The following is a 21654-nucleotide window of genomic DNA, read 5'->3' on the forward strand; positions in this document are numbered from 1 at the left end:
AAAGCCACAGGAGGCATTCTCCTTGGCTTGCGGCTACTAATAATCTGGCACTCCAATCCTGATAGATCTTAAGTTTTTTTTGTTTTTTCGGAGTGGCTAACTTGTTCTTGCAATTTGCGATACAATTGTATTATCGATTGCAGATCAATTATCTACATATTGATGATTAAGGAGGTTTTTATGAATCAAAAAGAACGAGAAAAATTAATGATGGACCGTTTGAGTAAAACTTATTCAGATCCCGAAGTCAAACAGGATAAGCAGTTGTCGGAATTAATTTTGAAGGCTGCTACCGATGTTGATAATGGTGATGATTGTAATATGGTTTCTTCAAGACTATGTCGGTCAATGTCACTACATGCAGTGTTATTGAACAATGAAAATAAGAGTTTACCTAAAGCGGGCTTAGACTTGTACAATGAAATTGTTCATCAAAAGAATATTTATGATGGGATTGCTACGGCAGCCTTTTTGAGTGGTATTTGGTTCAATTAATCATTATGAAAATTTAGTAAGCGTTTGCATTCATCAAGTTATTTCGATACAGTGAAATAGTAATTTAAGAGTGAGAGGGATATTGATAAATGTATAAAATGATTGTTTGTGATTTAGATGAAACATTGATGAATGACGATGGGACTTTATCAGAAAAAAATGCAGCGGCTATTAAGGCAGCCACTGCTAAAGGTGTACACTTTGTACCAAACTCTGGCCGTAGTTACACTTCTTTTCAAAATGATTTGGAAAAAATGGAGTTACGTGATAAAGCTAATGAATACTCGATTTCGTATAACGGTGGATTAATTTTGGAAAATAAAAATAATCGACCAATTGCCATCAATGCGATGCCATATGAAGTTGCCAAAGGTGTTTTTGAAGCTGGAGCAAAGAATAAGAAAGCTGCTACACACGTTTACACTCAAGATGTGCTTTATATCTACAACCCAGTTCCAGAAGATTCAGCATATTTGAAAAATCGTGGAGTAAGTTTCCAAGTTTTAGATAAACCTGATTTTGAACAATTTAAAGATGAAAATGTTATGAAAGTTATCATGGCTTTACCAACGATGGACGATAGAAAGCAAATGCGTGCAGATGTCGAAGAACAAGTTGATCCATCAAAATTAGCAGTCACATATTCATCTGATCGTTACGTTGAATTTAATCCAGCTGGAATTGACAAAGGAAGTGCTTCAGTTCAATTAGGTGAGTTGCTAGGAATCAAGCCAGAAGAAATCATTGCGGCAGGAGATAACAGTAACGATTTGCCAATGTTAAAAGCAGTTGGTTTGCCAGTCAGTGTTGCCAATGGAATCGATAGCGTTAAAGCTGCCGCTAAGTACGTAACAGAAGCTGATAATAATCATGATGCTTTGGCTGAAGTAATTAATAAATTTGTATTGTAATAAAAAATACTAGACAAAATCGTCTAGTATTTTTTTCTTTGTCTTATTATAGACAAGACTAGGACTTAATGATATATTCTAAATACACTTAATTAACTAAGTTTAAAAAGTTATGTAGATAGGATGGAAGCATAAACATGAAAATTGAACACGTAGGTTTATTTGTAAAAAATTTAGAAAAAACAGTCGAATTTTATCAGAAATATTTTGGAGCCGTTGCTTCAGAAAAATATCATAATTCCAAAACAACTTTTTCATCACGTTTTTTAACTTTCCAAGATGGAGCTCGTTTAGAAGTATGTACTCGTGAAGATTTAAATACGGAAAAATTATCTGGTTATCCTTTAGGCTACATGCATTTGGCGATGTCGCTTGGTTCAAAAGAAAAAGTTGATGAAGTTTCTAGTCAAATTGAGGCCGACGGTTATCCTCATTTGAGTGGCCCAAGAACAACTGGGGATGGCTATTATGAAAGTGTCGTCTTAGATCCTGAAGGAAACCAAATTGAATTGACAGTTTAAGTATCTTTGATTCATCACAGAAATTTCGTTAGAATTATTCACTAAGGTAGGTAAATGACTATATGTTTAAGTATTTAATTTTATTAGTATTATTGTATGCAATTATTTCGTTTGTTATCGCCTTAGTAAAAACGTTAATCGCAAAAAAGCGCGGTCAAACACCAGAATTTTGGGAATATTTCTTTGATAAATTTCTAGATATTTTAGATCCAACCAATTGGTTTTAAAAAGAGCAAGGTAATCGTACGCTAATTACCTTGCTCTTTTTGTCTTAATATTTGAATTATCGTGCAAAATCACATTCCCTAGTTTAATTCAGTTTTTACTTGTTTTTGCGGAATGAATAAGCAGATTACTGAACAAGCAAGTAGAACCATTGAAACGATGTATGAACTAGCAGGATTAACTAAATTATAAAGTAGAACCAAACCAATCGTACCTAGTGGCATGGAAATAATTGAGATAGTATTCATCAAACCAGTCAGACTACCGATGATGTCTGGCTCAGCTGTCTTTAACAACGCAGCGGTCAGTTTAGGATTGGCTTGACCCATACAGAATCCACCGATTGCCATAGTGATGATCACAATTGTAAAACTATTAAAGCCATTTAAAAGATCTAAGTAAAAGATGATCCAGGAAATGACACAGGTTATCATCACGCTTTTAAATGATAATTTTTTGAACCAACCGGAGTGTAAAACACTTCCAGAAATTTGACCGACTACTAAAACGGTATTGATCACGAAAACACTAACGCTAAAAGAAAAGGGCAAATAGCGTGCTTGATCAACTAAATACAGATTAATGATAGCATCCAGTGATGAACCAACAGCGTTGATAAAGAAAATACTACCAACTAGCCCCCAAGCATTGATATCAGCACTAGCTTCAAGTGTTTGTTTCATTTGTCTTAAGAGTCTTTTAGCTGATGGGCAGTCTTTTTTTCTTCTTTAACAGTTAAATTCTGGTAACCGACTAGCACTATGACCCCGGCAATTAAAAAAGTTACCGCATTGACGTAACCGGCTAATTGATAATCCTTAGTGATGGCTAGTAAGGAAATACCGATAGCTTGGCCAACCGTCTGCATGATAGTTAAAATTCCCGAGTTGATACCAATAGCTTGTTCCTGTTCATTTTCGTCGATTTTTTGTTGAATGATGGGCATTGTTAAACCATTGTTGTACATTCCCAACAAGTCGGAAACAATGTTGATGGCAATGATAATCAATAAAATAAAAATTTGTTTTTGATTGATCAGTTGAGCCAGTAACAAATAGAGTAGAGCTTGAGTAAATTTGGTGAATGCTAGCCAGAAACGTTTATTTCTTGTTCGATCGGCAATTTGTCCAGTAACGATACCAAAAATCCCTGGTAAAACTGTAGCAATTGAAACTAGTGAGACCATTAAATGAGCTTGCGCAAAAGTCCGAGCATAGGTCAAAAGTATGATATTGAACAAACTCATACCGATAGTCTCAAACAAATCGACACTCGTTAAGGTTAAGAAAGCTTTGTTACGTAATAAATTCTTCATAGAAATCACTCCAGTTAAAATTTGTTTTAACGTTTAAATTAATTTAAATGATAAACAAACTTTAACCGTTTGATTTTAATTTGTCAAACATTTATGCTAAATACGAGGTGAAAATGATGTCGAAAGTCACGGTAGACCAATTTGCTAAATTAATGGTGGATGATAAAGTTGGAAAAATTTTGAATGCCACCCAGGAAAAAGATGGGTTAACACCTAAAGAAATTTCTAAAGCAACTAAAATTGCTAACAACAAGCTTTACTACACTTTGAATAAGATGGTTGAAGCTGACCTGTTAATGATAGTTAGACAAAAAAAGGTCAAGAATTTGACCGAGAATTATTATTCGAGTTCACATCTGAGTCAACAGGGACAAAGCAATTCTTTTAAAGAAGATAATGTTATTAATTTTTCGGATGATTGGATCAGAGAACATGGTGAGCAGACATTGCAATTAGTCATGCTGCAACATCATGAATTAATTGAGGCTTTAAAGAATCAATTAAAAAAAGAATCAGATGATTCAATTGCCATGTCATCACACAGTGAAATTGATCTTTCAGCTGAAGGTGAAAAGAAATTAATCAGTGATTTATTTGAAGTCCTAGGCCATGCCGAAGAAAATGACCCTAATCCAGATGCTAAGGAAAAACGTCGTGTTAGGGTTCAATTAGAAAAATGGTAAGAGAGTGGAACAAGCCCAGTTAGACTCAGACAGGTAGCCTATTCCACGAATTGCACACCGGACTTGTGTAACTCGTTTCAGCTATAACTATTTTTTACGCCTAAATTTGCAGTATAAACGCGGAACAGGACATAAACTTTGCGCTTAAAACAAATAAGCCCAGGTAATCAAAGTGCGATTACCTGGGCTTATTTGCCTTAATGCTCGAGAGTTGACTATGTCCTGTCCCGCTCTTTAAATGCAATCTTGAGCAACACGCTGAACTGCAAAGTTCGATAAGCTGTAAATTGCATCAAAAATATTGTCACCCAACTTAGAATTAACAAATTCATCATTCTTCCGACCTTGATTGTTAGGTATTTCTGCCAAGATGGGTATGAATTTGTCTAAGTCATTGTCAGATAAAAAATCAAAAGATTTGAGATGAGTTGTTAAAGCGATGGTGAAAGAAAATTTGGGATGGAACTGACGCATTTGATAAAGTTGACGGGCAGCTTGTTTGTAATTGATCTCGGAATCGTTTCGCAAACAGTGTCGCAGTAAGTTATCGTAAACGTCTCCATAGTGCAGTAACCAGACCAAAAAGTCGTGTGATGTCACATAATGAAGGTTCATGTGAATATTTTTATAATTATTAATTACATCTAAGACATTATTCCAATCAAGCCAAGTCATAAAGGAGTGAAAGTAGACTTCTATATCAGCATTTTTTCCATTGCCAATGTGTTCCAACCCAGAAAAACTTTCGATTTCCTTAGTGACAAAATTTAATTCTTTAATATCCATACTTGAACTCCATTTTTTATTAGAAAAACATTTCGCCACATAAAAATTGACTAACCGGGTTCGGTTAGTCACGTGGTTACTTGAATTCTCTTGTTACATATCAATTTAATTTTACTTTTCTTTAGTAAGAAAGTCCAGTCTATAAGTGTTATCCCAAAGAAACATACAGCGTCTGACTATGGTAAAATTCAATCTTTGCTAATTTGTTCACTAATTTGTACATTTCTTTGTTGGAATGGACAGAAAACACTTGTCGGTTGAAACCAACTTCTTTGACTAAATAATCATTTCCACTGGCAACCACATTGATACTGCGGTCTTTTTTAAAAGTATAGAAAGTGATTGTTGAAAGAGGGCCTTGAGAATTTTTCTTGAGAAAATTTGAAGTTGCTTACGTTGGATTCGTTTCATTTTTTTGAGCTTCCTTATCAAATTCTTTCTTTTCGAGCGTGGTGCTAAGATAAAAAATATTGACGTTTTTTTGTTCAATGGTAAAAGCAAATCGAAAATTCTTTTTGCCGAGATGAATTCGCATCTCGAAGGCATGTTGATCAGAAATTTCCCGAATTGGCTTGATCCGATAAAAGTCGTTCTGCAGATTAGTGTTAAGTTTTTCAATCATCTTTTGGGAGAAATCTTTTTTGTCATTTTTAGTCAATTGAGCCATCACGCTTTGATTGATCTCTATGTTGTACATAATTTGACCTTTCAATTGGATTCTAAATCCGTTTTACTGTAAATAGTTATTTTGGTCAAGTTCGTTAGATAACATATCGTTATGTTATCGTTGCAAAGTGATCCAACCAACAGTTGAGTGAATTCAACTATTAGTTGATAGTAAAAATCACTCCTTTGTCGGATATTAGAACTGACAGGGAGTGATTTTTTGAATAAGAGTAAATTACAAATAATTGCAATGTTAACGATGCTTTGTGACCATTTAGCAAAAGTTTTGATATATCCAGTAATTATCGAGCAGCATTCAATTGCTTGGTTACAAATACACAGGCTCTATTTACGATCATACGATGCGCTGACCTTTGTAGGTAAAATAACTTTTCCAATCTTTGCCTTTTTTATCGTTGAAGGATTTTTCCATACGAAGAACCTAAGTAACTATGTCAAAAGATTGTTAGATTTGGCGATTATTTCAGAGATTCCCTTTGATTTAGCAACTTCAGGGAAACTTATCAATCTTAAAAGTCAAAATGTGATTTGGACTTTGTTGCTAGGACTACTAATAATTGTTAGTTTGCAAAATAAGAAACGCTGGTTTGGATTGATTTTGAGTTTAGGATTGTTAGTGGTCGCGTACTTTTTAAAAATTGATTGGGGAGTTTATCCAGGTGTTCTCTTAATAATTGTCTTTTATTTAATCAGAGGGCATAAAAAATTATTGCCACTAGGGTATTTATTGATGCTACCAGAGGTAGGGTTCTTATCTGGTGTTGAGTTAGCATTCGTTTTACTAGCGTTATATAACGGTAATAAAGGCCGAATCGGTGGCTATGTCTGCTATATTTTTTATCCTTTACATTTATTGTTGTTAGGTATATTGCAATTTATTTTAATATGAATAATGCTAGGATACAGATTAGCCAAAGGACATCGAAAAAACCGAATATCAGTGCATATCTCACAAGATGGGTGATGGGATACTTGTTAAATAGGTAAATTAAACTTGCCAAAATAATGAAGAAAATAATGGTACTGACAATCATGCTGAAGAAATCATGATTAATTTTAGGACTAAAGCTAAAACTGATGATTAAAGTTGCAATGTAATACAGACTGTTGAGCGTGAGTAGCCACCATTTTCTTTTATCGTCATGGGAATCTTCTGAGTTGTTACTTCCAATAAAATAGTTGATTTCTTTACCAAGTATTTGTGATAAATCATTGATTTTATCCAGACTAGGGGAGCCTTGATTATTTTCCCATTTGGAAACGGCTTGTGGAGTGACGAATAGTTGATTAGCTAATTGTTGCTGGGTCAGATGTTTATTTAGACGCGCAGTTTTGATTTTTTCGCCAAGATTATTCATTGTGCCCACCTTGATTAAGGGTAGAGTCAGCTACTTTTTGGATATTTTTTCTCAAATCTAACAATTGAGTTTGATCCATGTCAGAAAAAGATTCTAGTTTGCTGATTAGCCAGTTACCAAGTTGAACGTATTCGGTATTACTCAAGTTGAATTTTTGGGCATAAGTATACTGAATAGCAGTTTCATATTTGTGATGCAGCAATAAATTTTCTAAATCAGTGTAGTTTTTGCCATTTTGATTCTGCTTTTGTTCAAAAACAATTTCGCTTTTCGCTTGGCCTTTTTTGCCCACCATCATGCCAAAGCCTTCCGCAAAGGATTTTAGTTGTCGCATCAAAAAGTCTTCGTCATCCATAATTGCCCTCCAGGTTGAACCTCTTTATCATCATTATGAAGTGGTTGATTGATTTAAGCAATAGAATTGAAAGCGATTATTTCTCGATAATTTAGTGGTATGATATATTCCTGAGAATAATCAATTGGAGGAAGTTATGGCAACTAAAGAAGAAGTAACGATGTCACAATTAGCTGAGCCGGTTCAAAAACAGCTCAGTCAATATCGTGTTCAACAAATTCAAGCTGTTTTGACACTTTTAGATGAAGGTAACACTGTGCCGTTTATTGCACGTTATCGAAAAGAGCGGACGGGAACTCTTGATGAAGTTGCTATTCGAGAAATTGAAGATGAAACCCATCGTTTGATGAAACTAAATCAAAGACGTGACGACGTTTTGAAATTAATCGATGAACAGGGTAAATTGACGCCCAAGTTAAAGCATGAGTTAGAACAGGCGACTGTACTGCAACAGGTTGAGGATCTGTATCTGCCATACAAGCAAAAGCGGCGCACAAAAGCTACGATTGCCAAAGAGGCGGGCCTTAATCCTTTAGCGGATTGGTTGTTGACATTTCCTCAAAAAGGTCTCGATGAGAAAGCTAAATTATTTGTAAATGCTGATAAGAAATTACCCGACCTTGATTCGGTTTGGGCAGGTGTTCATGAAATTTTGGCAGAAACTTTCAGTGAACGTGCTGACTTTCGTGACTCCATTAGAAAGTACACTTGGCAACATGGTGAACTCACCAGCAAGGTAAAACGTGGGGCAAAAGAAAAAGATGAGCAACAAGTCTACGCCACGTATTATGATTTCACTCAAAATTTGAAGCAAATTCCACCTTATCGCGTGTTGGCCATTAATCGTGGTGAACGAGAAAAAATTTTGACCGTGGGGATTGATGTTGATGCAACTAGAATTTTAGATTACGGTCATTCACGAATTGTCGGTAAAAGACAGGGGCCTGCGGTTGAAAAAATTGACGCTGCTTTTAGTGACGCCTACAAACGTTTCTTAGGACCAGCGATCGAACGGGAATTGCGGCGAAAGATTTCAGATACAGCGGATACTCATGCGATTCAAGTCTTTGGCAATAACTTATATCATTTGTTGATGCAAGCACCATTGAAGGGCAAAATCGTCATGGGATTCGACCCAGCTTATCGGACGGGCTGTAAGTTAGCAATTATGGATGAATCGGGCCGTTTTTTAACTAAACAAGTAATTTATCCCCACAAACCAGCTAGTCAGAAACTTCGTGACGCCGCCGGTCCGGAGTTTAAAAAACTGATTGAAAAGTATCACGTTCAAATGATTGCCATCGGTAATGGAACGGCCAGTCGTGAATCAGAGGAATTCGTCAGTGAAATTTTGAAGACTTTGGATCATCCAGTTTATTACGTTATCGTCAATGAAGCTGGAGCTTCAGTTTATTCTGCCAGTGCCAATGCTAGAGCAGAATTCGCTGATTTACACGTTGAAGAACGTTCAGCTGTCAGTATCGGACGTCGTTTGCAAGATCCTCTAGCTGAATTGATCAAGGTTGATCCTAAAGCTATCGGAGTCGGTCAATACCAACACGATGTTCCTGAAAAAGAACTAGATGAACAATTGGATCGAGTCGTTGAAACGGCAGTTAACCAAGTCGGTGTCAACGTCAATACCGCCAGTCCCGAATTGTTGATGCATATTTCTGGTTTAACAGCCACAACGGCTAAGAATATCGTTAAATTTCGAAACGAAAAAGGTACTTTTGTGGATCGTCAATCCTTAAAAGATGTTCCTCGTTTAGGACCAAAGGCTTATCAACAAGCAGTCGGTTTTTTAAGAATTATCGATGGAAGTAATCCTCTAGATAATACTGATATTCATCCGGAGAGTTATGCCGCAACGAGACAATTACTTGAAAGTATTGATGAAACCGCAAAAGAGATTGGTTCAACTAAATTACAACAACGTTTGAGCAAACTAGATAAAACTAAAGTTTCTCAAGAATTAAATATTGGGGATGCAACTTTGAGCGATATTATCTCAGGTTTAAGTAAACCGGGACGAGATATGCGTGACAGTATGCCTGCTCCTTTACTTCGCCAAGATGTTTTAACAATGGCTGATTTAAAACCAGGGATGGAACTGCAAGGAACAGTCAGAAATGTCATTGATTTTGGAGCTTTCGTCGACATTGGTGTTAAACAAGACGGTTTAGTTCATATTTCACAACTATCTGATCATTTTGTCAGTGATCCAAGTACTGTAGTGACGATTGGAGACATTGTAACAGTTTGGGTTTTGGATGTTGATGAAGAAAGGAATCGTATCCAATTGACTATGCGTCGTAAACGGGATAAGTAATCTCCAGTGATATACTTAGTTTGTAACCTAATCAAATAAGTTAAGGGGGATCGATATATTGGAAGATGAGAATTCAAAGCGAGTCTTTGAGATAGTCGATGAAATGTATCAAATCTTTAAAATTAGAAAAGTTGATTCAAACGTCATGCAAATTTTGGTAAAAGCTGGTCAAGCACTGAATGATGATCAACCAGCCGAAATAGTGGCAGCCAAAACGGTTAATGGTATAACGCTTTGGACACTATCAACTAAGTTAAATTTGGGGAAAGAATATGATCATAAAGTATTAGATATGATCAATGAGTTAACAAAAATTGCCCGTTCAGGACCTTATCAGTGGTCATACGGAGTCGGCAATCTACGAGTCCAGTTTTGGTAGGATGGTTCTTTTTGATTTTTTTGTTTAACTGCCGTCCTCCGCAACAAACTCGATTTGGGACTGGAACGATGTGGGCACAACTTGAAGCCAATTCCAAAACCGGGAATTGTCTCCAAGATTGGCCTTTGTCTAGGTGCTAAAGCACCAAGTCAATTTCACATCTGAGCCCAAATCGAGTTTGTTGCTCCGGACTAATTAACGGATCTATTGATTGTTTACTTTCCATTCATTTAGGAATAACTGTTCTATTCAGGATTTTTCCTATATGATTTATGACAAAAAATAACGGCACCTATTTTTATAGTGAACGAATTAAGTTTCGAAGACTAGAAAATAGGTGCTGTTTTTCTCTATAAAAGAAAGTATATTCAATTAAAAATAGAACTGGTTAACTAGATCAGAATGAATCACTAAAAAACTAAGAATAGGATTTAGTCTGGAGCACAAAACCTGTGATGGCTCAGCCGCCAAATTATTCTTAGCGCTTTAGCGCTTAGAATAAGGCCTAGTTTTGAGATTTTTCTGGGCTTGAAAAAGCTCAAAATAGCGCCGGCAGCGTTCCAGTCCATCACAGGTTTTGTGCGGAAGACGGCAGTTAAACGCCACCCCAACTTCAATTCAAATAAAACAATTTATTCATTTTCAGAAAAAAGATTTTTCATAACTTGAACAAAAAACTTATTGTTTTCATAAGATAATAATAATCGTTGAAAATTAATAAGGGAGTAACAACTAAGCTTAATGAAAAAAAGAATAAATATTTTATCATGTGTTGCAATCAGTGCTGTTGTATTATCTGGGATGGGAATCACAAATGTAAAAGCTGACGATAATGCAATTGTATCTATTCAAAATTTTTCTGGAAAATCACTTAATCCAGAAGTTCAAAATGGTGGACACGTCAGTGATGACTTTACTGATGTATCCAAGAACAATTTGGGTTATGCATCCAAATTCCATATTTTTGTTAATGAAGCTACTCTGAATGCACATACTAACGGCAACGTTGCCGCAAAAACATTGTTCGGGAATGTTAATTTTGGGACTAATATTACCGACGAAAAACTATTGGATAAAGATATTTCTTATATTCAAGTAGTTAAAAATATGGCTGAAAGTTCTTTTGTCAGCGCAAACGATCACCGTACAAATAAAGTGATTTTTGGTGAAGTAAATGATGTTGAACTAGGTGATAATGCACCATTGGTAAATGGGACAACTATCAGCCATTTATTAAATGACGAAATTTATCAAGATAAAGATACGAATGAATATATCGACTTTGCTCAAGAATTTGCTAAATTAGAAGGCAAATCTGCTAACTATGCTATTGCCAATGGAGAAACTATTACTAATGATAGTTTTGAAGATCACAATCACCGCGTGATCGATCTCAGTGATTTCCAAGTTGGTAGTAATAACCAGATTGTAATTAATCTTGCGCCAGAAGTATTAAACAGTAATACACCGTTGACAATTTCCGGTTTATCAGCTGATGCTGGTGGAACTTCAGTAATTATTAACGTTGATACTAAAGACCAAAATCCTTACCAAATGAATTCACAAATCAAGTTGCGATTCAATAATGGTGAAGATGGACCAGTTGAAAGACCAAATCAAGAAACAGAATACTTTGATGACAATCATTTGCTATGGAACTTCTATGACAGTTCAAGTAGCAACAAGCAATTTACTGGTGCGATTGAAATGAACAATACTTTCCAAGGGAGCGTTTTGGCACCAGATGCTACTATCAATGTGCATCACAATTTAGATGGCAACATTGTTGCAAATGAAGTGAATGTTGTTGGTGGTGAAACTCACCGTTGGGATTTACAGGATAACAACAATATTGTTACGTCACCAGAAGAACCTGACGAAAAAGAATTAACAGTTGATCCTGGATTCTCAGTCGACCCAGATGAAAGTTCAAAACCAGACCCTGACGTTGATCCAGATGAAGAAGATGACGAAGAAGAGGAAGAAGAACAAGTTGTTGACCCCGGGTTTACAGTAGATCCTGATACTGATGGTGAAACAGAAGAAGAAGAAGACGTTGAGGATGAGGAGGAAGAAACACCAATCAATCCTGATCTATCAGTCGACCCCGGTTTCGGAATTGATCCAGGTAAGAACTTTGAAGAAGATGACGACGACGACCAACAAATAATTATCAATGGCGGTACAGAAGGTGGCTTAGAAGATAAAGAACTCGATTTGAATAGTTCAATTAAGCCCAGTGTTCCTGGTACTGTTAACGAAAAGACACCGTTGATGAATCAAAGTTCACTGTTTCCAACGACTAGATCAAGTGTCCCAACCAGTCAAGGTGGAAGATTACCACAAGCTGGTAACAATAAAGGTATTGTAATTTCAGTTTTAGGGATGGCTATGCTAAGTTTAATAGTGTTAGTTAGAAGATTTAAAGCTTAAAAAAAGTATTGTATTGACTGGATTCCAGTTAACACAATACTTTTTTCTTTTAAAGATTTAATTCAAACGCTAAACGGGCATTATCTTCATGGTTCTCAGCTGGTTCGTCAACATAAATTTTACCGCGATGAACGTAACCAGAACCGGTAGCTAGATGCTGCATTCGTTTATTTAGTTGGTGAGTGTCAATTCGGAAATTGTGAATCCCGTTTTGAATCGATTGGCTGAGCAAATTTGAGACAAAGATTTTTCCAAGATGTTGCCCTGAATAATTGGGATTAATAGCGATGCGATGAATTGTGGCGTAAGGATCAGTCTTGTTTTCCCAATCGCCATTAAAGATTTCGTGGTAGTTAGGGTCATCGGCGACAATCAGAGTAGCTGTGCCGGCAACTTTTTGATCGACCATCAAAACCCAACATTGTTGAGCCATAATGTCATTTTTTAAGGTGGCAATATCGGGGTATCCACCTTGCCATTGAGGACTGCCGTCGGCTTTCAACATTGCCTTTGCTTGATCAATAATGTTCATGATTTCAGTTAAATCTGAATTTTGTGCTTTTTTGATGTAAATTGAACTCATCATAATCCTCCGTAAAAATAGATAATTAAATTTTAGCACTTTTCTTTTATTAAATTAGAAAAGGATTAAATAAGTTTGTGCTTCTTTAATATTGTGTAATAATTAACAATGTGAAGGGGAGGAAGTACTCTTATGCAAAAAAGAATGATACTGTTGGTTTTATTTTTCCTTATAGCTTGTGTAACCGTAATATCTATCCCGGTTGCTTTTAATTTTGGCATGGAATTCTTTCTTATTACGATATTGATGATTGCAATTTTGATTTTGTTAAGTAAAAAGATAAAGAAATGAAAAAAGCCTATGATCCATATCCTTTGATAGGTAGTCATAGGCTTCTTTTAGTTATCCTGTTTTGAACAGATTAGTAATTGTTGTCCAAATGTTGTAGGGTTATTGACAATATTGAGCATTAATTGAGCAACGTCCATTCGGTTGGTTCGGGGAGCACCTGGCATTTTAACATTAGATTTAGCAAATCTGACAGTCGGATTAGGGGTTCTTTCATTGTTGAATAATGGTCCAGGATGAATCGTTGTCCATTTTAGATTTGAATATTTGAGTTGTGATTCCCCTAAATAGTGGTCGTGAAAATTTCCTTTGAGAAAAGTTTTTGCACCAAGACGATATGGAAAACGAGTATTTTGGTAAGTTGTACCAACTCCTAGGGCAGAGAGATTTATTATTCGTTTAACGTTAGCTAAATGCATGGCCTTGATGATATTGGGTATTGCAAATGAGAAGAGGTTAGCACTACTGTTAGTTACTGAATTTCCAAGAGTAACTAGTACGGCGTCACATCCTTTTATAGCTTTTGCTAAAGCATGATAGTCATCTAATTGTCCTTTAATAATAGTTAAGTTTGGAGCCTTGGCTAACTTTTGAGGATTGCGAACGTAAGCCACAACTTCATTGTTATTTTGAAGTGCTAAAGATAATAAATCTTTCCCAGTTCTACCAGTAGCACCGATAAGCATTAAACGCATTTGATCAACTCCTTAAAGGTTGTCTTCAATCCAGTTCATGATATATACAGTACCAGTCAAGTATCCACCCATTTGTGTGTGTTGTTGAGCCGTAGATTCATCATCAAACAATAAGTAATCTTTTGGACATTGTAACGCATCATAAAATTTTTGAGCCGCACCATGAGTTACCTCAGCGGACCCATCAAGAACCAATGTTTTAGACTTGATTTGATTGACGATGGCAGTATTATCATATTTTTTCAGTTCATCGATAATCGTATTGTCATCAGCATTGTGTTTCCATTCGTAATCTTTCAATGTGAAATCAATCATACTTGGGCGTACTTGATCAGACATTTTTAAAGCAATTTTAAGTCTTTGAGCAATCATATTTCCCCAATTCATATTTCCAGGATCGGAAATAATTACTTTTAATCGGTTATCAAAAGCAGCTGCACGTGGTACTAAGAATCCACCAAAACTCATACCCATCGCACTAATTCGACTAGAGTCAATACCATCAATTTTTTTGGCAAAATCAATTACAGGTGTCAAAACGTTTTCGAAATCGGGACGAAATTTTAGATTTTGTAATCTAAGAGCCATTCCTTGACCAGGACCATCGAAAGTTAAAGCATTGATACCTCTCTTCAAGGCACCATCAATCACCCACATAGTATCGTCAGCCCAAGTATCTCGACCAGGAACAACTATTAGCAAGGGAGCATTTTTAGTGGCTGTAGTAGATCGATAAAAATGCCCGGGTAAAGTCGTGTTTTCATAAGGTATTTGAATTGCTTTACCGGGATAAGCTCCATATTGAAGAGCTTTGTCGAAACATACTTGACTATTTTTGGAAAACTTTTTCATACGGATATCATTTGTATCTTTAAAATACATCAGAGAGACACGCCAATAAGTCGAAGCTCGAAGATAACTGCTGGCAGCACTGACTAGTTTGTCTTGACCTTCGAAATCTTCAGCTCTTTTTTGTAATCTTTCAGCCATTAAACTCCAATTATTGATCCAGCTATTTTCATCATTTTCGATTAAATTCATTGTTACTTCTAAAACTTCACCCTCATCGCTCATTTTGTAAGGCATTAGATCCATTACATGTTTGATAAGTGCATCTTGTAGCATATTTTCACTATATTTATAATTTGACCAATGTTTTATTTCAGTTGTCATTTATTATTCTCCTCGTAACTAATTGTTGTAACCAATTTTATTAGGAAATGAGTTATAATTTAACTACAAAATTATACGGAGTGTTGCATTTTGAACAAATATACTAAAAAGAATGATAAGACTGAAAAACGTATTATGGATACGATATTAACTTTAATGCAATCATACGAATTTAATAATATTACGATGAATCAAATTGCGGATAATGCTGGGCTAAATCGAGTCACACTTTACCGTCATTTTGATGATAAATGGGATATTTTGGAAAGAATTGAAAGTGATTTTTTTCAAGCGGCAGAGGCACCACATAGGGAAATGATAGAGCAGTTAAAAAAGTCTTCTGAAGATTATCAGGATGCTAGATCAGTTTTAGCGGGATTTTTAGAAATTTTTGAAGAAAACTTGGATATTTTAGAAGTATTAATGAATGATAATGGCGATTCCAGATTCACAAATAAACTTTTAAATTTCTTGTTGAAAAGGGAAAAGCTTTCTCATCCAGTTTTAGGTATTAATAATTTGGGCGTAAATCAAGAGATACTGTCTTATTATGAAATCTCCGGATTAGTCGGAATAATCAAGTTTTGGACAAATCATCGCCAATATAAGGCTAAAGATATGGCAAACTTTTTCTTTGCCGTCAGGACTAATGAAGTAGAAGGTGTTAAGCGATTGGAATTTTGATTTCTTTCCAAAAAGATGTATATGTTCATCAATTTTAGAATGTTTAGATTGGCAATCAAAAAGCATCAATCAGTCTGTTTTACCTTTACTGATTGATGCTTCTTCTTATCCTATCTATTTTGCAAAGTATTTCTTAGCCAAAGTCTTATAAATTTCGATGTATTGTAGATAATCGTCTTCGAAGACAAATTCGTTGATTTGGTGGGCACTTTCATTTCCAGGTCCGGCAACTACGACGTCTAGGTCTTGATTAGCACGGACAAATTGTGATGCATCAGTTCCACCAGGTGCTCCGACGGTCAAAATATTGGTACCGAGAACTTCTTTATAGCTATCACGCACTAGTTGCATGAAGTCTGAGTCGATATCAGTCTTAACGGGCCAGTTGCTGCTGTCGAGTTTGAATTCTAGATTCATTCTTGGATTTTCAGCATTCAATTTATCGATCAAAGCCTTTAATTCTTCAATGATCTTGTCATTGTTATATTCAGGAATAGTTCTAATTTTAGCTGTCAATTCAGCATAATCAGGGATAGTGTTCTCTTGTTCACCAGCATTCATGATGGTAACTGATGGCTTAGTAGTACCTAAAATATCATCTTCAACGGAAACTAGTTGTTGGAAGTAATCTTTTTGGGCATTGTAATAAGTTATCAAATTATCAAGGGCGTTGATTCCAGCTTCGGGCATTGAACTGTGAGCTGCTTTACCACGTGAAACCACTTTATAAGTAACTGAACCCTTGTGAGCACAAAAGGCGGCAAGTCTTGACTCGGCTTTTTTACCATTCGTTTCAATCAAGCCATTGTTAACTAATTGTTCCAAAACTAAACGTGATGATGAATTACTTGGTTCACCAACAACTAGAGCGTTCAAATCATTTGCGACGCCCGCTTTTGCAAGTTGTTGTGCACCTAATTCGCCAATTTCTTCACCAACTGTAGCAATGAACTTAAGGTTGCCGGTAAAGTTAGGATCTTCATTTAATTCAATAAAGGCGATGGCTAGTCCGGCTAAACCACTCTTCATATCAGATGATCCACGGCCAAAAATTTTTCCGTCGATATGTTTAGGATTGAATGGTCCATAATTCCATTTACTGTCGTCAACTGTAGCGACAACATCCTGGTGACCAGTGAAGCCAAGAATTTTACCATCGTTATTTTTAATTGTGGCGATTAAGTTGTAACGATTGTCAGCGTATTTAGTCAATTCAACTTCGATACCATTTTTTTCAAACAAATCTTTTAAGTAGTTTGCAACGATTTCCTCGCGACCATTGACAGTTTCTAGCTTGATCAAATCATCTAGAATACTGAGTCTTTGTGCTTTGTCCATTTTTAATCCTCCAAGATAATGTATAATGTTATTAATAAGTCTCACTTACTATTTTAGTATTCTTTAATAGAAAATAATAACAAAAGGGATGTATTTAATGAAATTATTGATGAAAATCGACATGTTTTTAGGAATTGTACTATTAGTCTTAGCACTTTTAGGTTTTATCTTTAAGTGGTTCACTACCGCTAATGTGATTTCCGCAGCTGTCGCAGGAGCAGTCTTATTGTTGATTGCTGCCACAGCTGACGTCGATAAGGTACAAAAATAAAAAGGGGACAAATCAATTTGATTTGTCCTCTTTGCGTTAATTAACTTTTTTACGTCCCTCAGGAGTATATTTACCTTTTTGATGCTTCTTATATAAGTAATAAATTAAGCCGACGATTGCTGCTATGACAACTAGTGGCAAAATTACATGTATAAAAATTGAAAACAAGATTAAAGCGATAAAGAAGCCCAAAACATATTTCCAAATGTTATTGTCTTTGTTCATTGAATTCTCCTTTTTAATTGTAAGATAATTTTTATTCATTCTAATAGTAAAGTCAAGATAAACATTTTAGTTGACTTTGGAAATCAAACCATGTAGTATAACCTACAATCGCTACCCTCTAAGTATTCGGAACACAAAGGAGGAGTGAATAATATGAAATATAGAATTCTTTTAGATCTTAAGGATCAATTATTCACAGCAGTTGATATTAATGATAGCAATCGCTTTGGTAACGGTACAACCATTGAAAAAGCTATCGCTAATTTGAAGAATAAAGCTGCTTAAAATATTATTACAAACTGAGTCGAGAAAATTCTCGGCTCTTTTTTTTATTCTGGATTGTCGACCGCAAAATCTCCAAATTTAGCGTTAACGGATTTTGCCAAGTCATGTGGTTCAACCAAGAGTGATTGCCCAATTTTTCCAGCTGAGACAATAATTTTTTTCGCTTCATCGGCTTCTTTTGAGAAGTAGATTGGATAGTTGTGCAGTGAATGGATTCCGACAGGACTGTTTGCACCGTGTTCGAAACCACTAGTTTTCACTAAATCTTTTAATGGCACCATTCCGACTTTTTTATTACCAGAAATTTTGGCCAATTTTTTGTAGCTGAGGTGCTTATCCAGTGGCAACATACCAACTAATGGGCCAGTTTTATTCCCAGTTAAGACTAGTGTCTTATAAATTTTATAGCCATCACGAGTCGATTTGTCTGTTACTAATTCCTGAGTATCACCATCAGATTCAGTTTCAAACGTCATCGGAACGTATGTAACCTTTTGTTTATCGAGGATTTTCTCGACTAATGTTTTTTGAATTTTCTTTTTTTTACTCATTTTCGTCACCAATTCCTAAAACTTAACTCTTACTTAGTATATAATAACAAAGCCACTATTTTTATAAAGTAATATAATAATAGTTACCACAGGATAAGGAGCGAGTAATATGAGTTTTTTTAAAAAACATCAAGAAGATCCTGCCGAGAATGATTTTAGTAAAATTTCTTCAGAAATCAAGAATAGTCCTAAAAAATTATCTGAGGCTCAAAAATTATTTAAGAATAACGAATCTTTACGAAAAAAAGTAGTTGATGGGAAAAATAATCCCGAAGCGAAATAAAATAAATTAAAGAAGAACCGAAAAAAACAGTATCTATCCTAATTCAAATGAATTTTTAGGATTGATACTGTTTTTGTATTATGGGAGTTATTTGAATAGGTAATTTTTTATTATGTAATAAATTAGTAGTGACTTCTTGTTTTTCCCATTTTTACGGTAAGCAGATAAAAAAATAAAACTGGGATCTAGTCCGGAGGACGGCAATTTTAAACTAGCCAATATAAAGAAGTATGGTAACAAGTATACAAATATCATTATAAAATAAAACTAATACTTTTCATAATATAAAACATATGATATTATATAAAAAACGAAATGAGGTGTTAATTATGGGAGTAAGTGTAGAGAGATATAACTTGATTGAGACGAATATTTTGTTGGATCGATTTTTGACTTATCGTGAGGTTTTTACGGAATACTTTAAAACGATTAAGGTGATTGAACGAGGAGAAGCGTTGCGTTATGAAACTTACTCTCGTTTGGTTGAGAATTACATGATTAATGTGCACCAGTTTATCAAATTGTGTAATTCCTATGTCGTCAAATATCATCTTGAAAAAAGTTTTCTAGCCGAGGCTTTGAATAATTATTTTGTCAGCATCATTAGTGCGTTGGACTGCTTGGATATCGACAATAACTTGGTTGATCATCGACGCTTAGAAGCAGCCAAGAAGAAAATTCACGCTAGTGAAGAAAAATTTATGAAATCTATCGGACGTTTAGCAAATTAACTGGCTAAACGTCTTTTTTTTGTCGTTAAATTTTAGTAATCTTAATACAATGGAGGAACTAGTATGATTTGGAAAAAAATTACGGTTGAAATTCCTAACGATTTCGACCCAGAGATTATTTCTGATGTTCTAATGCGCGTTGGTGCTAATGGGACGGAAATGGTCGATGATGAAAATAACAGTGTCAAAACGAAGATCAACTCTTACTTTGACCCAAAAGATTATGATGAAAAGATTTTAAATGATCTGCAACAAGCTATCAACGAATTGCCCCAATTTGGCTTTAACATCACTGGAGTTGAGGTTTCTGTCAGTGACTTAGATGACAGCGCTTGGCAAAATGAATGGGAGAAGTACTATCATCCTGTCAAAATTAGCCGTTACTTAACCGTTGTCCCTAATTGGGTTGACTACCAGCCACAAAACCCTGATGAGCACACTATCGTGATGGATCCCGGCAAGTCCTTTGGTACTGGAACACATCCGACAACCTTTTCTTGTATGCAAGCTTTAGAGATGATCCTTGGCGATGCCCAATCACTCTACGATGTGGGAACGGGTTCAGGAATCCTGTCAATTCAAGCTCGACAACTTGGCGTTAAGGATATTCAAGCCTTTGATTTAGATCCAGTTGCAGTTAAAGCTGCTAAGGAGAATCTGCAATTGAATCCCGGTTGTGAGGATATTGAGGTTTTTGAAAACTCATTATTAGATGGCGTGAACGGAAAAGTTGACGTGATTGTTGCCAACATTTTGGCCGATGTGATTTTACAATTTATTCCTCAAATCGATTCTCATTTGAATGCCAACGGTTTTGTCGTCTTATCTGGTATTATTAATGAAAAAGAAGCTTTGATCACGCAAAAAATGGCAGAAATTGGCTTCATAGTTTTGGAAGCTTTCCATTTAAAAGGGTGGTCAACGTTAATTTGTAGAAGAAAAGAAGAATTCGAGGCAGAAGATGGAGCAATACTTCGTTAAAGAAAAAATTGATTCAAATGAATTCAAAATAACTGACACAGAAAATTATCAACATATAATTAAAGTATTACGACATAAAATTGGTGATGAGATCTTCTTAGTTGATAAGACTCAAAGTTTGTTTATGGCGACAATTAAGGAAATTGATAGTGACGAAAAGACCTTTTTAGTTGAAGTCAAAAAACAAACTCGGGCAACGACTGAATTGCCACTTGGTGTGACGGTCGCTTGTTCATTATCTAAAAAAGATAAGGTTGAGTGGATCACCCAAAAGGCAACTGAACTGGGAGCAAAACGGATCGTCTTTTTTGATTCTAAATATGCCATCATGCATTGGAAGAAAAATGTTGTCGAAAAGAAATTGGTTCGTTTACAAGAAATAGCTAAAAATGCGGCTCAACAGTCAAAACGTCGAGTAATACCTGAGGTTATTTATTTGAATAAATTAACTGATTTGATCAATATTAAAGCAGCTACTAATTTAGTCGCCTATGAAGAATCGGCTAAACAAGGTGAAATCTCACTTTTGGCTCAGGCTTTGAACCAAAATCCGGAATCAATTCTATGTACCTTTGGTCCAGAAGGTGGTTTTGCTCCTGACGAAGTCGACTTTTTAAATGATAATGGTTTCTTATCGGTCGGATTAGGACCTAGGATCATGCGAGCAGAAACAGCCCCCATGTACTTTCTATCAGTGCTATCATATAAGTATGAACTAACAGTAAAATGAGGAAATAGAACGTGAAAAAAATTTGGAATGCAGTAGAAAAGTCAAAAACAACTTATATTGCTTTAATCTCAATTATTTTGGTATTTATCATGCCAATTCTCTTTAATCTCTTTCATCTAGGGAGAACAAATCGAATTATTTGGCTCTTCTTTGTTATAAATATTTTGTTTGCTGCCTTTATCGGTTGGTTCACAAGAAAGTATCAGTTATCATTTTTCAATTTAGTTATTTTTCCAGTTATCTTTGTGATCAGTGTCTTCATCAAATATGGACGATACGGTTACTTTTTATCAGGAATTTATCTCATACTCAGTATTTTGATTTATTTCTTATTTGAAGATAAAGAAAATTAATTG

Annotated in this window: 28 protein-coding genes; 16 read left to right on the plus strand and 12 right to left on the minus strand. The window is 35.4% G+C overall.

Going from position 1 to position 21654, the window contains the following annotated elements; all coding sequences use genetic code 11:
- The first annotated feature begins 180 nt into the window (after positions 1-180).
- The 3 genes from EGT49_RS06810 (at position 181) to EGT49_RS06820 (ending at position 1927) form a co-directional block, all read left to right on the plus strand.
- Complete coding sequence (locus EGT49_RS06810; protein WP_167849777.1) at positions 181-495, plus strand: bacteriocin immunity protein; 315 nt, start codon at positions 181-183, stop codon at positions 493-495.
- 89 nt (positions 496-584) lie between these two features.
- Positions 585-1406: a Cof-type HAD-IIB family hydrolase gene (locus tag EGT49_RS06815; RefSeq protein ID WP_135372796.1), complete on the plus strand. Its 822-nt coding sequence runs from the start codon at positions 585-587 to the stop codon at positions 1404-1406.
- Between the two features lie 137 nt (positions 1407-1543).
- Positions 1544-1927, plus strand: coding sequence for a VOC family protein (locus tag EGT49_RS06820; protein ID WP_135372798.1), 384 nt, complete (start codon positions 1544-1546; stop codon positions 1925-1927).
- 305 nt (positions 1928-2232) lie between these two features.
- On the opposite strand, the gene EGT49_RS12615 is transcribed toward EGT49_RS06820, so the two are convergent.
- Complete coding sequence (locus EGT49_RS12615; RefSeq protein ID WP_246013809.1) at positions 2233-2835, minus strand: MFS transporter; 603 nt, start codon at positions 2833-2835, stop codon at positions 2233-2235.
- Between the two features lie 5 nt (positions 2836-2840).
- The gene (locus EGT49_RS12620) at positions 2841-3467 is read right to left on the minus strand and encodes an MFS transporter (RefSeq protein ID WP_246013810.1); all 627 of its coding nucleotides are present in this window, start codon (positions 3465-3467) and stop codon (positions 2841-2843) included.
- 113 nt (positions 3468-3580) lie between these two features.
- Between EGT49_RS12620 and EGT49_RS06830 the strand changes: the two genes are divergently transcribed.
- Positions 3581-4150 (plus strand): winged helix-turn-helix domain-containing protein, encoded by a 570-nt coding sequence (locus EGT49_RS06830; protein ID WP_246013811.1) that lies wholly within the window; start codon positions 3581-3583, stop codon positions 4148-4150.
- A gap of 234 nt (positions 4151-4384) precedes the next feature.
- Here the strand turns inward: EGT49_RS06830 and EGT49_RS06835 are convergent, their stop codons facing one another.
- On the minus strand, positions 4385-4936 hold the full coding sequence (locus EGT49_RS06835; protein ID WP_135372800.1) for a hypothetical protein: 552 nt from the start codon (positions 4934-4936) through the stop codon (positions 4385-4387).
- Between the two features lie 391 nt (positions 4937-5327).
- Positions 5328-5633 carry a hypothetical protein gene (locus tag EGT49_RS06840; protein ID WP_135372802.1) on the minus strand — a complete coding sequence of 102 codons (306 nt, stop codon included), beginning with the start codon at positions 5631-5633 and terminating at the stop codon, positions 5328-5330.
- A 189-nt stretch (positions 5634-5822) separates the two neighbouring features.
- Between EGT49_RS06840 and EGT49_RS06845 the strand changes: the two genes are divergently transcribed.
- Positions 5823-6512 (plus strand): TraX family protein, encoded by a 690-nt coding sequence (locus EGT49_RS06845; RefSeq protein WP_135372804.1) that lies wholly within the window; start codon positions 5823-5825, stop codon positions 6510-6512.
- Here EGT49_RS06845 and EGT49_RS06850 read toward each other — a convergent pair.
- Positions 6499-6981, minus strand: a complete 483-nt coding sequence (locus tag EGT49_RS06850) for a helix-turn-helix domain-containing protein (RefSeq protein ID WP_135372806.1) — start codon at positions 6979-6981, stop codon at positions 6499-6501. The genes EGT49_RS06845 and EGT49_RS06850 overlap by 14 nt on opposite strands.
- Entirely contained in the window at positions 6974-7336 is a 363-nt protein-coding gene (locus tag EGT49_RS06855) for a hypothetical protein (protein ID WP_135372808.1), read from the minus strand. The genes EGT49_RS06850 and EGT49_RS06855 overlap by 8 nt, the downstream gene beginning before the upstream one ends.
- 136 nt (positions 7337-7472) lie before the next feature.
- Here EGT49_RS06855 and EGT49_RS06860 point away from each other — a divergent pair, with 136 nt between their 5' ends.
- The 3 genes from EGT49_RS06860 to EGT49_RS12455 all read left to right on the plus strand — a co-directional run bounded on the left by EGT49_RS06860 (position 7473) and on the right by EGT49_RS12455 (position 12480).
- Positions 7473-9668, plus strand: a complete 2196-nt coding sequence (locus EGT49_RS06860; protein ID WP_135372810.1) for a Tex family protein — start codon at positions 7473-7475, stop codon at positions 9666-9668.
- A 58-nt stretch (positions 9669-9726) separates the two neighbouring features.
- Positions 9727-10047: a hypothetical protein gene (locus EGT49_RS06865; RefSeq protein ID WP_135372812.1), complete on the plus strand. Its 321-nt coding sequence runs from the start codon at positions 9727-9729 to the stop codon at positions 10045-10047.
- 741 nt (positions 10048-10788) lie between these two features.
- The gene (locus tag EGT49_RS12455; protein ID WP_167849778.1) at positions 10789-12480 is read left to right on the plus strand and encodes a collagen-binding domain-containing protein; all 1692 of its coding nucleotides are present in this window, start codon (positions 10789-10791) and stop codon (positions 12478-12480) included.
- 49 nt (positions 12481-12529) lie between these two features.
- Here EGT49_RS12455 and EGT49_RS06875 read toward each other — a convergent pair whose 3' ends face one another.
- The 3 genes from EGT49_RS06875 to EGT49_RS06885 all read right to left on the minus strand — a co-directional run bounded on the left by EGT49_RS06875 (position 12530) and on the right by EGT49_RS06885 (position 15219).
- On the minus strand, positions 12530-13063 hold the full coding sequence (locus EGT49_RS06875; RefSeq protein WP_135372814.1) for a GNAT family N-acetyltransferase: 534 nt from the start codon (positions 13061-13063) through the stop codon (positions 12530-12532).
- 338 nt (positions 13064-13401) lie between these two features.
- On the minus strand, positions 13402-14046 hold the full coding sequence (locus EGT49_RS06880; RefSeq protein WP_135372816.1) for an NAD(P)-dependent oxidoreductase: 645 nt from the start codon (positions 14044-14046) through the stop codon (positions 13402-13404).
- A 12-nt stretch (positions 14047-14058) separates the two neighbouring features.
- Positions 14059-15219 carry an alpha/beta hydrolase family protein gene (locus tag EGT49_RS06885; protein WP_135372818.1) on the minus strand — a complete coding sequence of 387 codons (1161 nt, stop codon included), beginning with the start codon at positions 15217-15219 and terminating at the stop codon, positions 14059-14061.
- A gap of 90 nt (positions 15220-15309) precedes the next feature.
- Here EGT49_RS06885 and EGT49_RS06890 point away from each other — a divergent pair, with 90 nt between their 5' ends.
- Positions 15310-15903, plus strand: coding sequence for a TetR/AcrR family transcriptional regulator (locus EGT49_RS06890; protein ID WP_135372820.1), 594 nt, complete (start codon positions 15310-15312; stop codon positions 15901-15903).
- 114 nt (positions 15904-16017) lie between these two features.
- On the opposite strand, the gene EGT49_RS06895 is transcribed toward EGT49_RS06890, so the two are convergent.
- Positions 16018-17241, minus strand: coding sequence for a M20/M25/M40 family metallo-hydrolase (locus EGT49_RS06895; RefSeq protein WP_135372821.1), 1224 nt, complete (start codon positions 17239-17241; stop codon positions 16018-16020).
- A 97-nt stretch (positions 17242-17338) separates the two neighbouring features.
- Between EGT49_RS06895 and EGT49_RS12460 the strand changes: the two genes are divergently transcribed.
- Positions 17339-17512 (plus strand): hypothetical protein, encoded by a 174-nt coding sequence (locus tag EGT49_RS12460; RefSeq protein ID WP_167849779.1) that lies wholly within the window; start codon positions 17339-17341, stop codon positions 17510-17512.
- A gap of 36 nt (positions 17513-17548) precedes the next feature.
- Here the strand turns inward: EGT49_RS12460 and EGT49_RS06900 are convergent, their stop codons facing one another.
- The gene (locus tag EGT49_RS06900) at positions 17549-17737 is read right to left on the minus strand and encodes a hypothetical protein (RefSeq protein ID WP_135372823.1); all 189 of its coding nucleotides are present in this window, start codon (positions 17735-17737) and stop codon (positions 17549-17551) included.
- A 153-nt stretch (positions 17738-17890) separates the two neighbouring features.
- On the opposite strand from EGT49_RS06900, the gene EGT49_RS12715 reads away from it, so the two are divergent.
- Positions 17891-18022, plus strand: coding sequence for a hypothetical protein (locus EGT49_RS12715; RefSeq protein ID WP_281275455.1), 132 nt, complete (start codon positions 17891-17893; stop codon positions 18020-18022).
- 44 nt (positions 18023-18066) lie between these two features.
- Here the strand turns inward: EGT49_RS12715 and EGT49_RS06905 are convergent, their stop codons facing one another.
- Complete coding sequence (locus EGT49_RS06905; protein ID WP_135372825.1) at positions 18067-18573, minus strand: aminoacyl-tRNA deacylase; 507 nt, start codon at positions 18571-18573, stop codon at positions 18067-18069.
- Positions 18574-18682: 109 nt separating this feature from the next.
- Here EGT49_RS06905 and EGT49_RS12465 point away from each other — a divergent pair, with 109 nt between their 5' ends.
- From EGT49_RS12465 to EGT49_RS06925, 5 genes are all read left to right on the plus strand, one after another.
- Positions 18683-18856: a hypothetical protein gene (locus EGT49_RS12465; RefSeq protein ID WP_167849780.1), complete on the plus strand. Its 174-nt coding sequence runs from the start codon at positions 18683-18685 to the stop codon at positions 18854-18856.
- A gap of 329 nt (positions 18857-19185) precedes the next feature.
- Complete coding sequence (locus EGT49_RS06910; protein ID WP_135372827.1) at positions 19186-19587, plus strand: hypothetical protein; 402 nt, start codon at positions 19186-19188, stop codon at positions 19585-19587.
- A 63-nt stretch (positions 19588-19650) separates the two neighbouring features.
- On the plus strand, positions 19651-20568 hold the full coding sequence (prmA, locus tag EGT49_RS06915; RefSeq protein WP_135372829.1) for a 50S ribosomal protein L11 methyltransferase: 918 nt from the start codon (positions 19651-19653) through the stop codon (positions 20566-20568).
- Complete coding sequence (locus EGT49_RS06920) at positions 20549-21298, plus strand: RsmE family RNA methyltransferase (protein WP_135372831.1); 750 nt, start codon at positions 20549-20551, stop codon at positions 21296-21298. The genes prmA and EGT49_RS06920 overlap by 20 nt, the downstream gene beginning before the upstream one ends.
- 11 nt (positions 21299-21309) lie before the next feature.
- Positions 21310-21651 carry a hypothetical protein gene (locus tag EGT49_RS06925; RefSeq protein ID WP_135372833.1) on the plus strand — a complete coding sequence of 114 codons (342 nt, stop codon included), beginning with the start codon at positions 21310-21312 and terminating at the stop codon, positions 21649-21651.
- Positions 21652-21654 lie beyond the last annotated feature (3 nt).

It is taken from the genome of Companilactobacillus suantsaicola, from assembly GCF_004745525.1.
In the GTDB taxonomy this organism is placed as follows: Bacteria; Bacillota; Bacilli; order Lactobacillales; family Lactobacillaceae; genus Companilactobacillus; species Companilactobacillus suantsaicola.

What these genes read in the sequence shown, in the direction of transcription:
- EGT49_RS06810 (WP_167849777.1), top strand. Translation starts at nt 181, where the DNA reads ATGAATCAAAAAGAACGAGAAAAATTAATGATGGACCGTTTGAGTAAA.
- EGT49_RS06815 (WP_135372796.1), top strand. Translation starts at nt 585, where the DNA reads ATGTATAAAATGATTGTTTGTGATTTAGATGAAACATTGATGAATGAC.
- EGT49_RS06820 (WP_135372798.1), top strand. Translation starts at nt 1,544, where the DNA reads ATGAAAATTGAACACGTAGGTTTATTTGTAAAAAATTTAGAAAAAACA.
- EGT49_RS12615 (WP_246013809.1), bottom strand. Translation starts at nt 2,835, where the DNA reads ATGAAACAAACACTTGAAGCTAGTGCTGATATCAATGCTTGGGGGCTA.
- EGT49_RS12620 (WP_246013810.1), bottom strand. Translation starts at nt 3,467, where the DNA reads ATGAAGAATTTATTACGTAACAAAGCTTTCTTAACCTTAACGAGTGTC.
- EGT49_RS06830 (WP_246013811.1), top strand. Translation starts at nt 3,581, where the DNA reads ATGATGTCGAAAGTCACGGTAGACCAATTTGCTAAATTAATGGTGGAT.
- EGT49_RS06835 (WP_135372800.1), bottom strand. Translation starts at nt 4,936, where the DNA reads ATGGATATTAAAGAATTAAATTTTGTCACTAAGGAAATCGAAAGTTTT.
- EGT49_RS06840 (WP_135372802.1), bottom strand. Translation starts at nt 5,633, where the DNA reads ATGTACAACATAGAGATCAATCAAAGCGTGATGGCTCAATTGACTAAA.
- EGT49_RS06850 (WP_135372806.1), bottom strand. Translation starts at nt 6,981, where the DNA reads ATGAATAATCTTGGCGAAAAAATCAAAACTGCGCGTCTAAATAAACAT.
- EGT49_RS06855 (WP_135372808.1), bottom strand. Translation starts at nt 7,336, where the DNA reads ATGGATGACGAAGACTTTTTGATGCGACAACTAAAATCCTTTGCGGAA.
- EGT49_RS06860 (WP_135372810.1), top strand. Translation starts at nt 7,473, where the DNA reads ATGGCAACTAAAGAAGAAGTAACGATGTCACAATTAGCTGAGCCGGTT.
- EGT49_RS12455 (WP_167849778.1), top strand. Translation starts at nt 10,789, where the DNA reads ATGAAAAAAAGAATAAATATTTTATCATGTGTTGCAATCAGTGCTGTT.
- EGT49_RS06875 (WP_135372814.1), bottom strand. Translation starts at nt 13,063, where the DNA reads ATGAGTTCAATTTACATCAAAAAAGCACAAAATTCAGATTTAACTGAA.
- EGT49_RS06880 (WP_135372816.1), bottom strand. Translation starts at nt 14,046, where the DNA reads ATGCGTTTAATGCTTATCGGTGCTACTGGTAGAACTGGGAAAGATTTA.
- EGT49_RS06885 (WP_135372818.1), bottom strand. Translation starts at nt 15,219, where the DNA reads ATGACAACTGAAATAAAACATTGGTCAAATTATAAATATAGTGAAAAT.
- EGT49_RS06895 (WP_135372821.1), bottom strand. Translation starts at nt 17,241, where the DNA reads ATGGACAAAGCACAAAGACTCAGTATTCTAGATGATTTGATCAAGCTA.
- EGT49_RS12460 (WP_167849779.1), top strand. Translation starts at nt 17,339, where the DNA reads ATGAAATTATTGATGAAAATCGACATGTTTTTAGGAATTGTACTATTA.
- EGT49_RS06900 (WP_135372823.1), bottom strand. Translation starts at nt 17,737, where the DNA reads ATGAACAAAGACAATAACATTTGGAAATATGTTTTGGGCTTCTTTATC.
- EGT49_RS12715 (WP_281275455.1), top strand. Translation starts at nt 17,891, where the DNA reads ATGAAATATAGAATTCTTTTAGATCTTAAGGATCAATTATTCACAGCA.
- EGT49_RS06905 (WP_135372825.1), bottom strand. Translation starts at nt 18,573, where the DNA reads ATGAGTAAAAAAAAGAAAATTCAAAAAACATTAGTCGAGAAAATCCTC.
- EGT49_RS12465 (WP_167849780.1), top strand. Translation starts at nt 18,683, where the DNA reads ATGAGTTTTTTTAAAAAACATCAAGAAGATCCTGCCGAGAATGATTTT.
- EGT49_RS06910 (WP_135372827.1), top strand. Translation starts at nt 19,186, where the DNA reads ATGGGAGTAAGTGTAGAGAGATATAACTTGATTGAGACGAATATTTTG.
- prmA (WP_135372829.1), top strand. Translation starts at nt 19,651, where the DNA reads ATGATTTGGAAAAAAATTACGGTTGAAATTCCTAACGATTTCGACCCA.
- EGT49_RS06920 (WP_135372831.1), top strand. Translation starts at nt 20,549, where the DNA reads ATGGAGCAATACTTCGTTAAAGAAAAAATTGATTCAAATGAATTCAAA.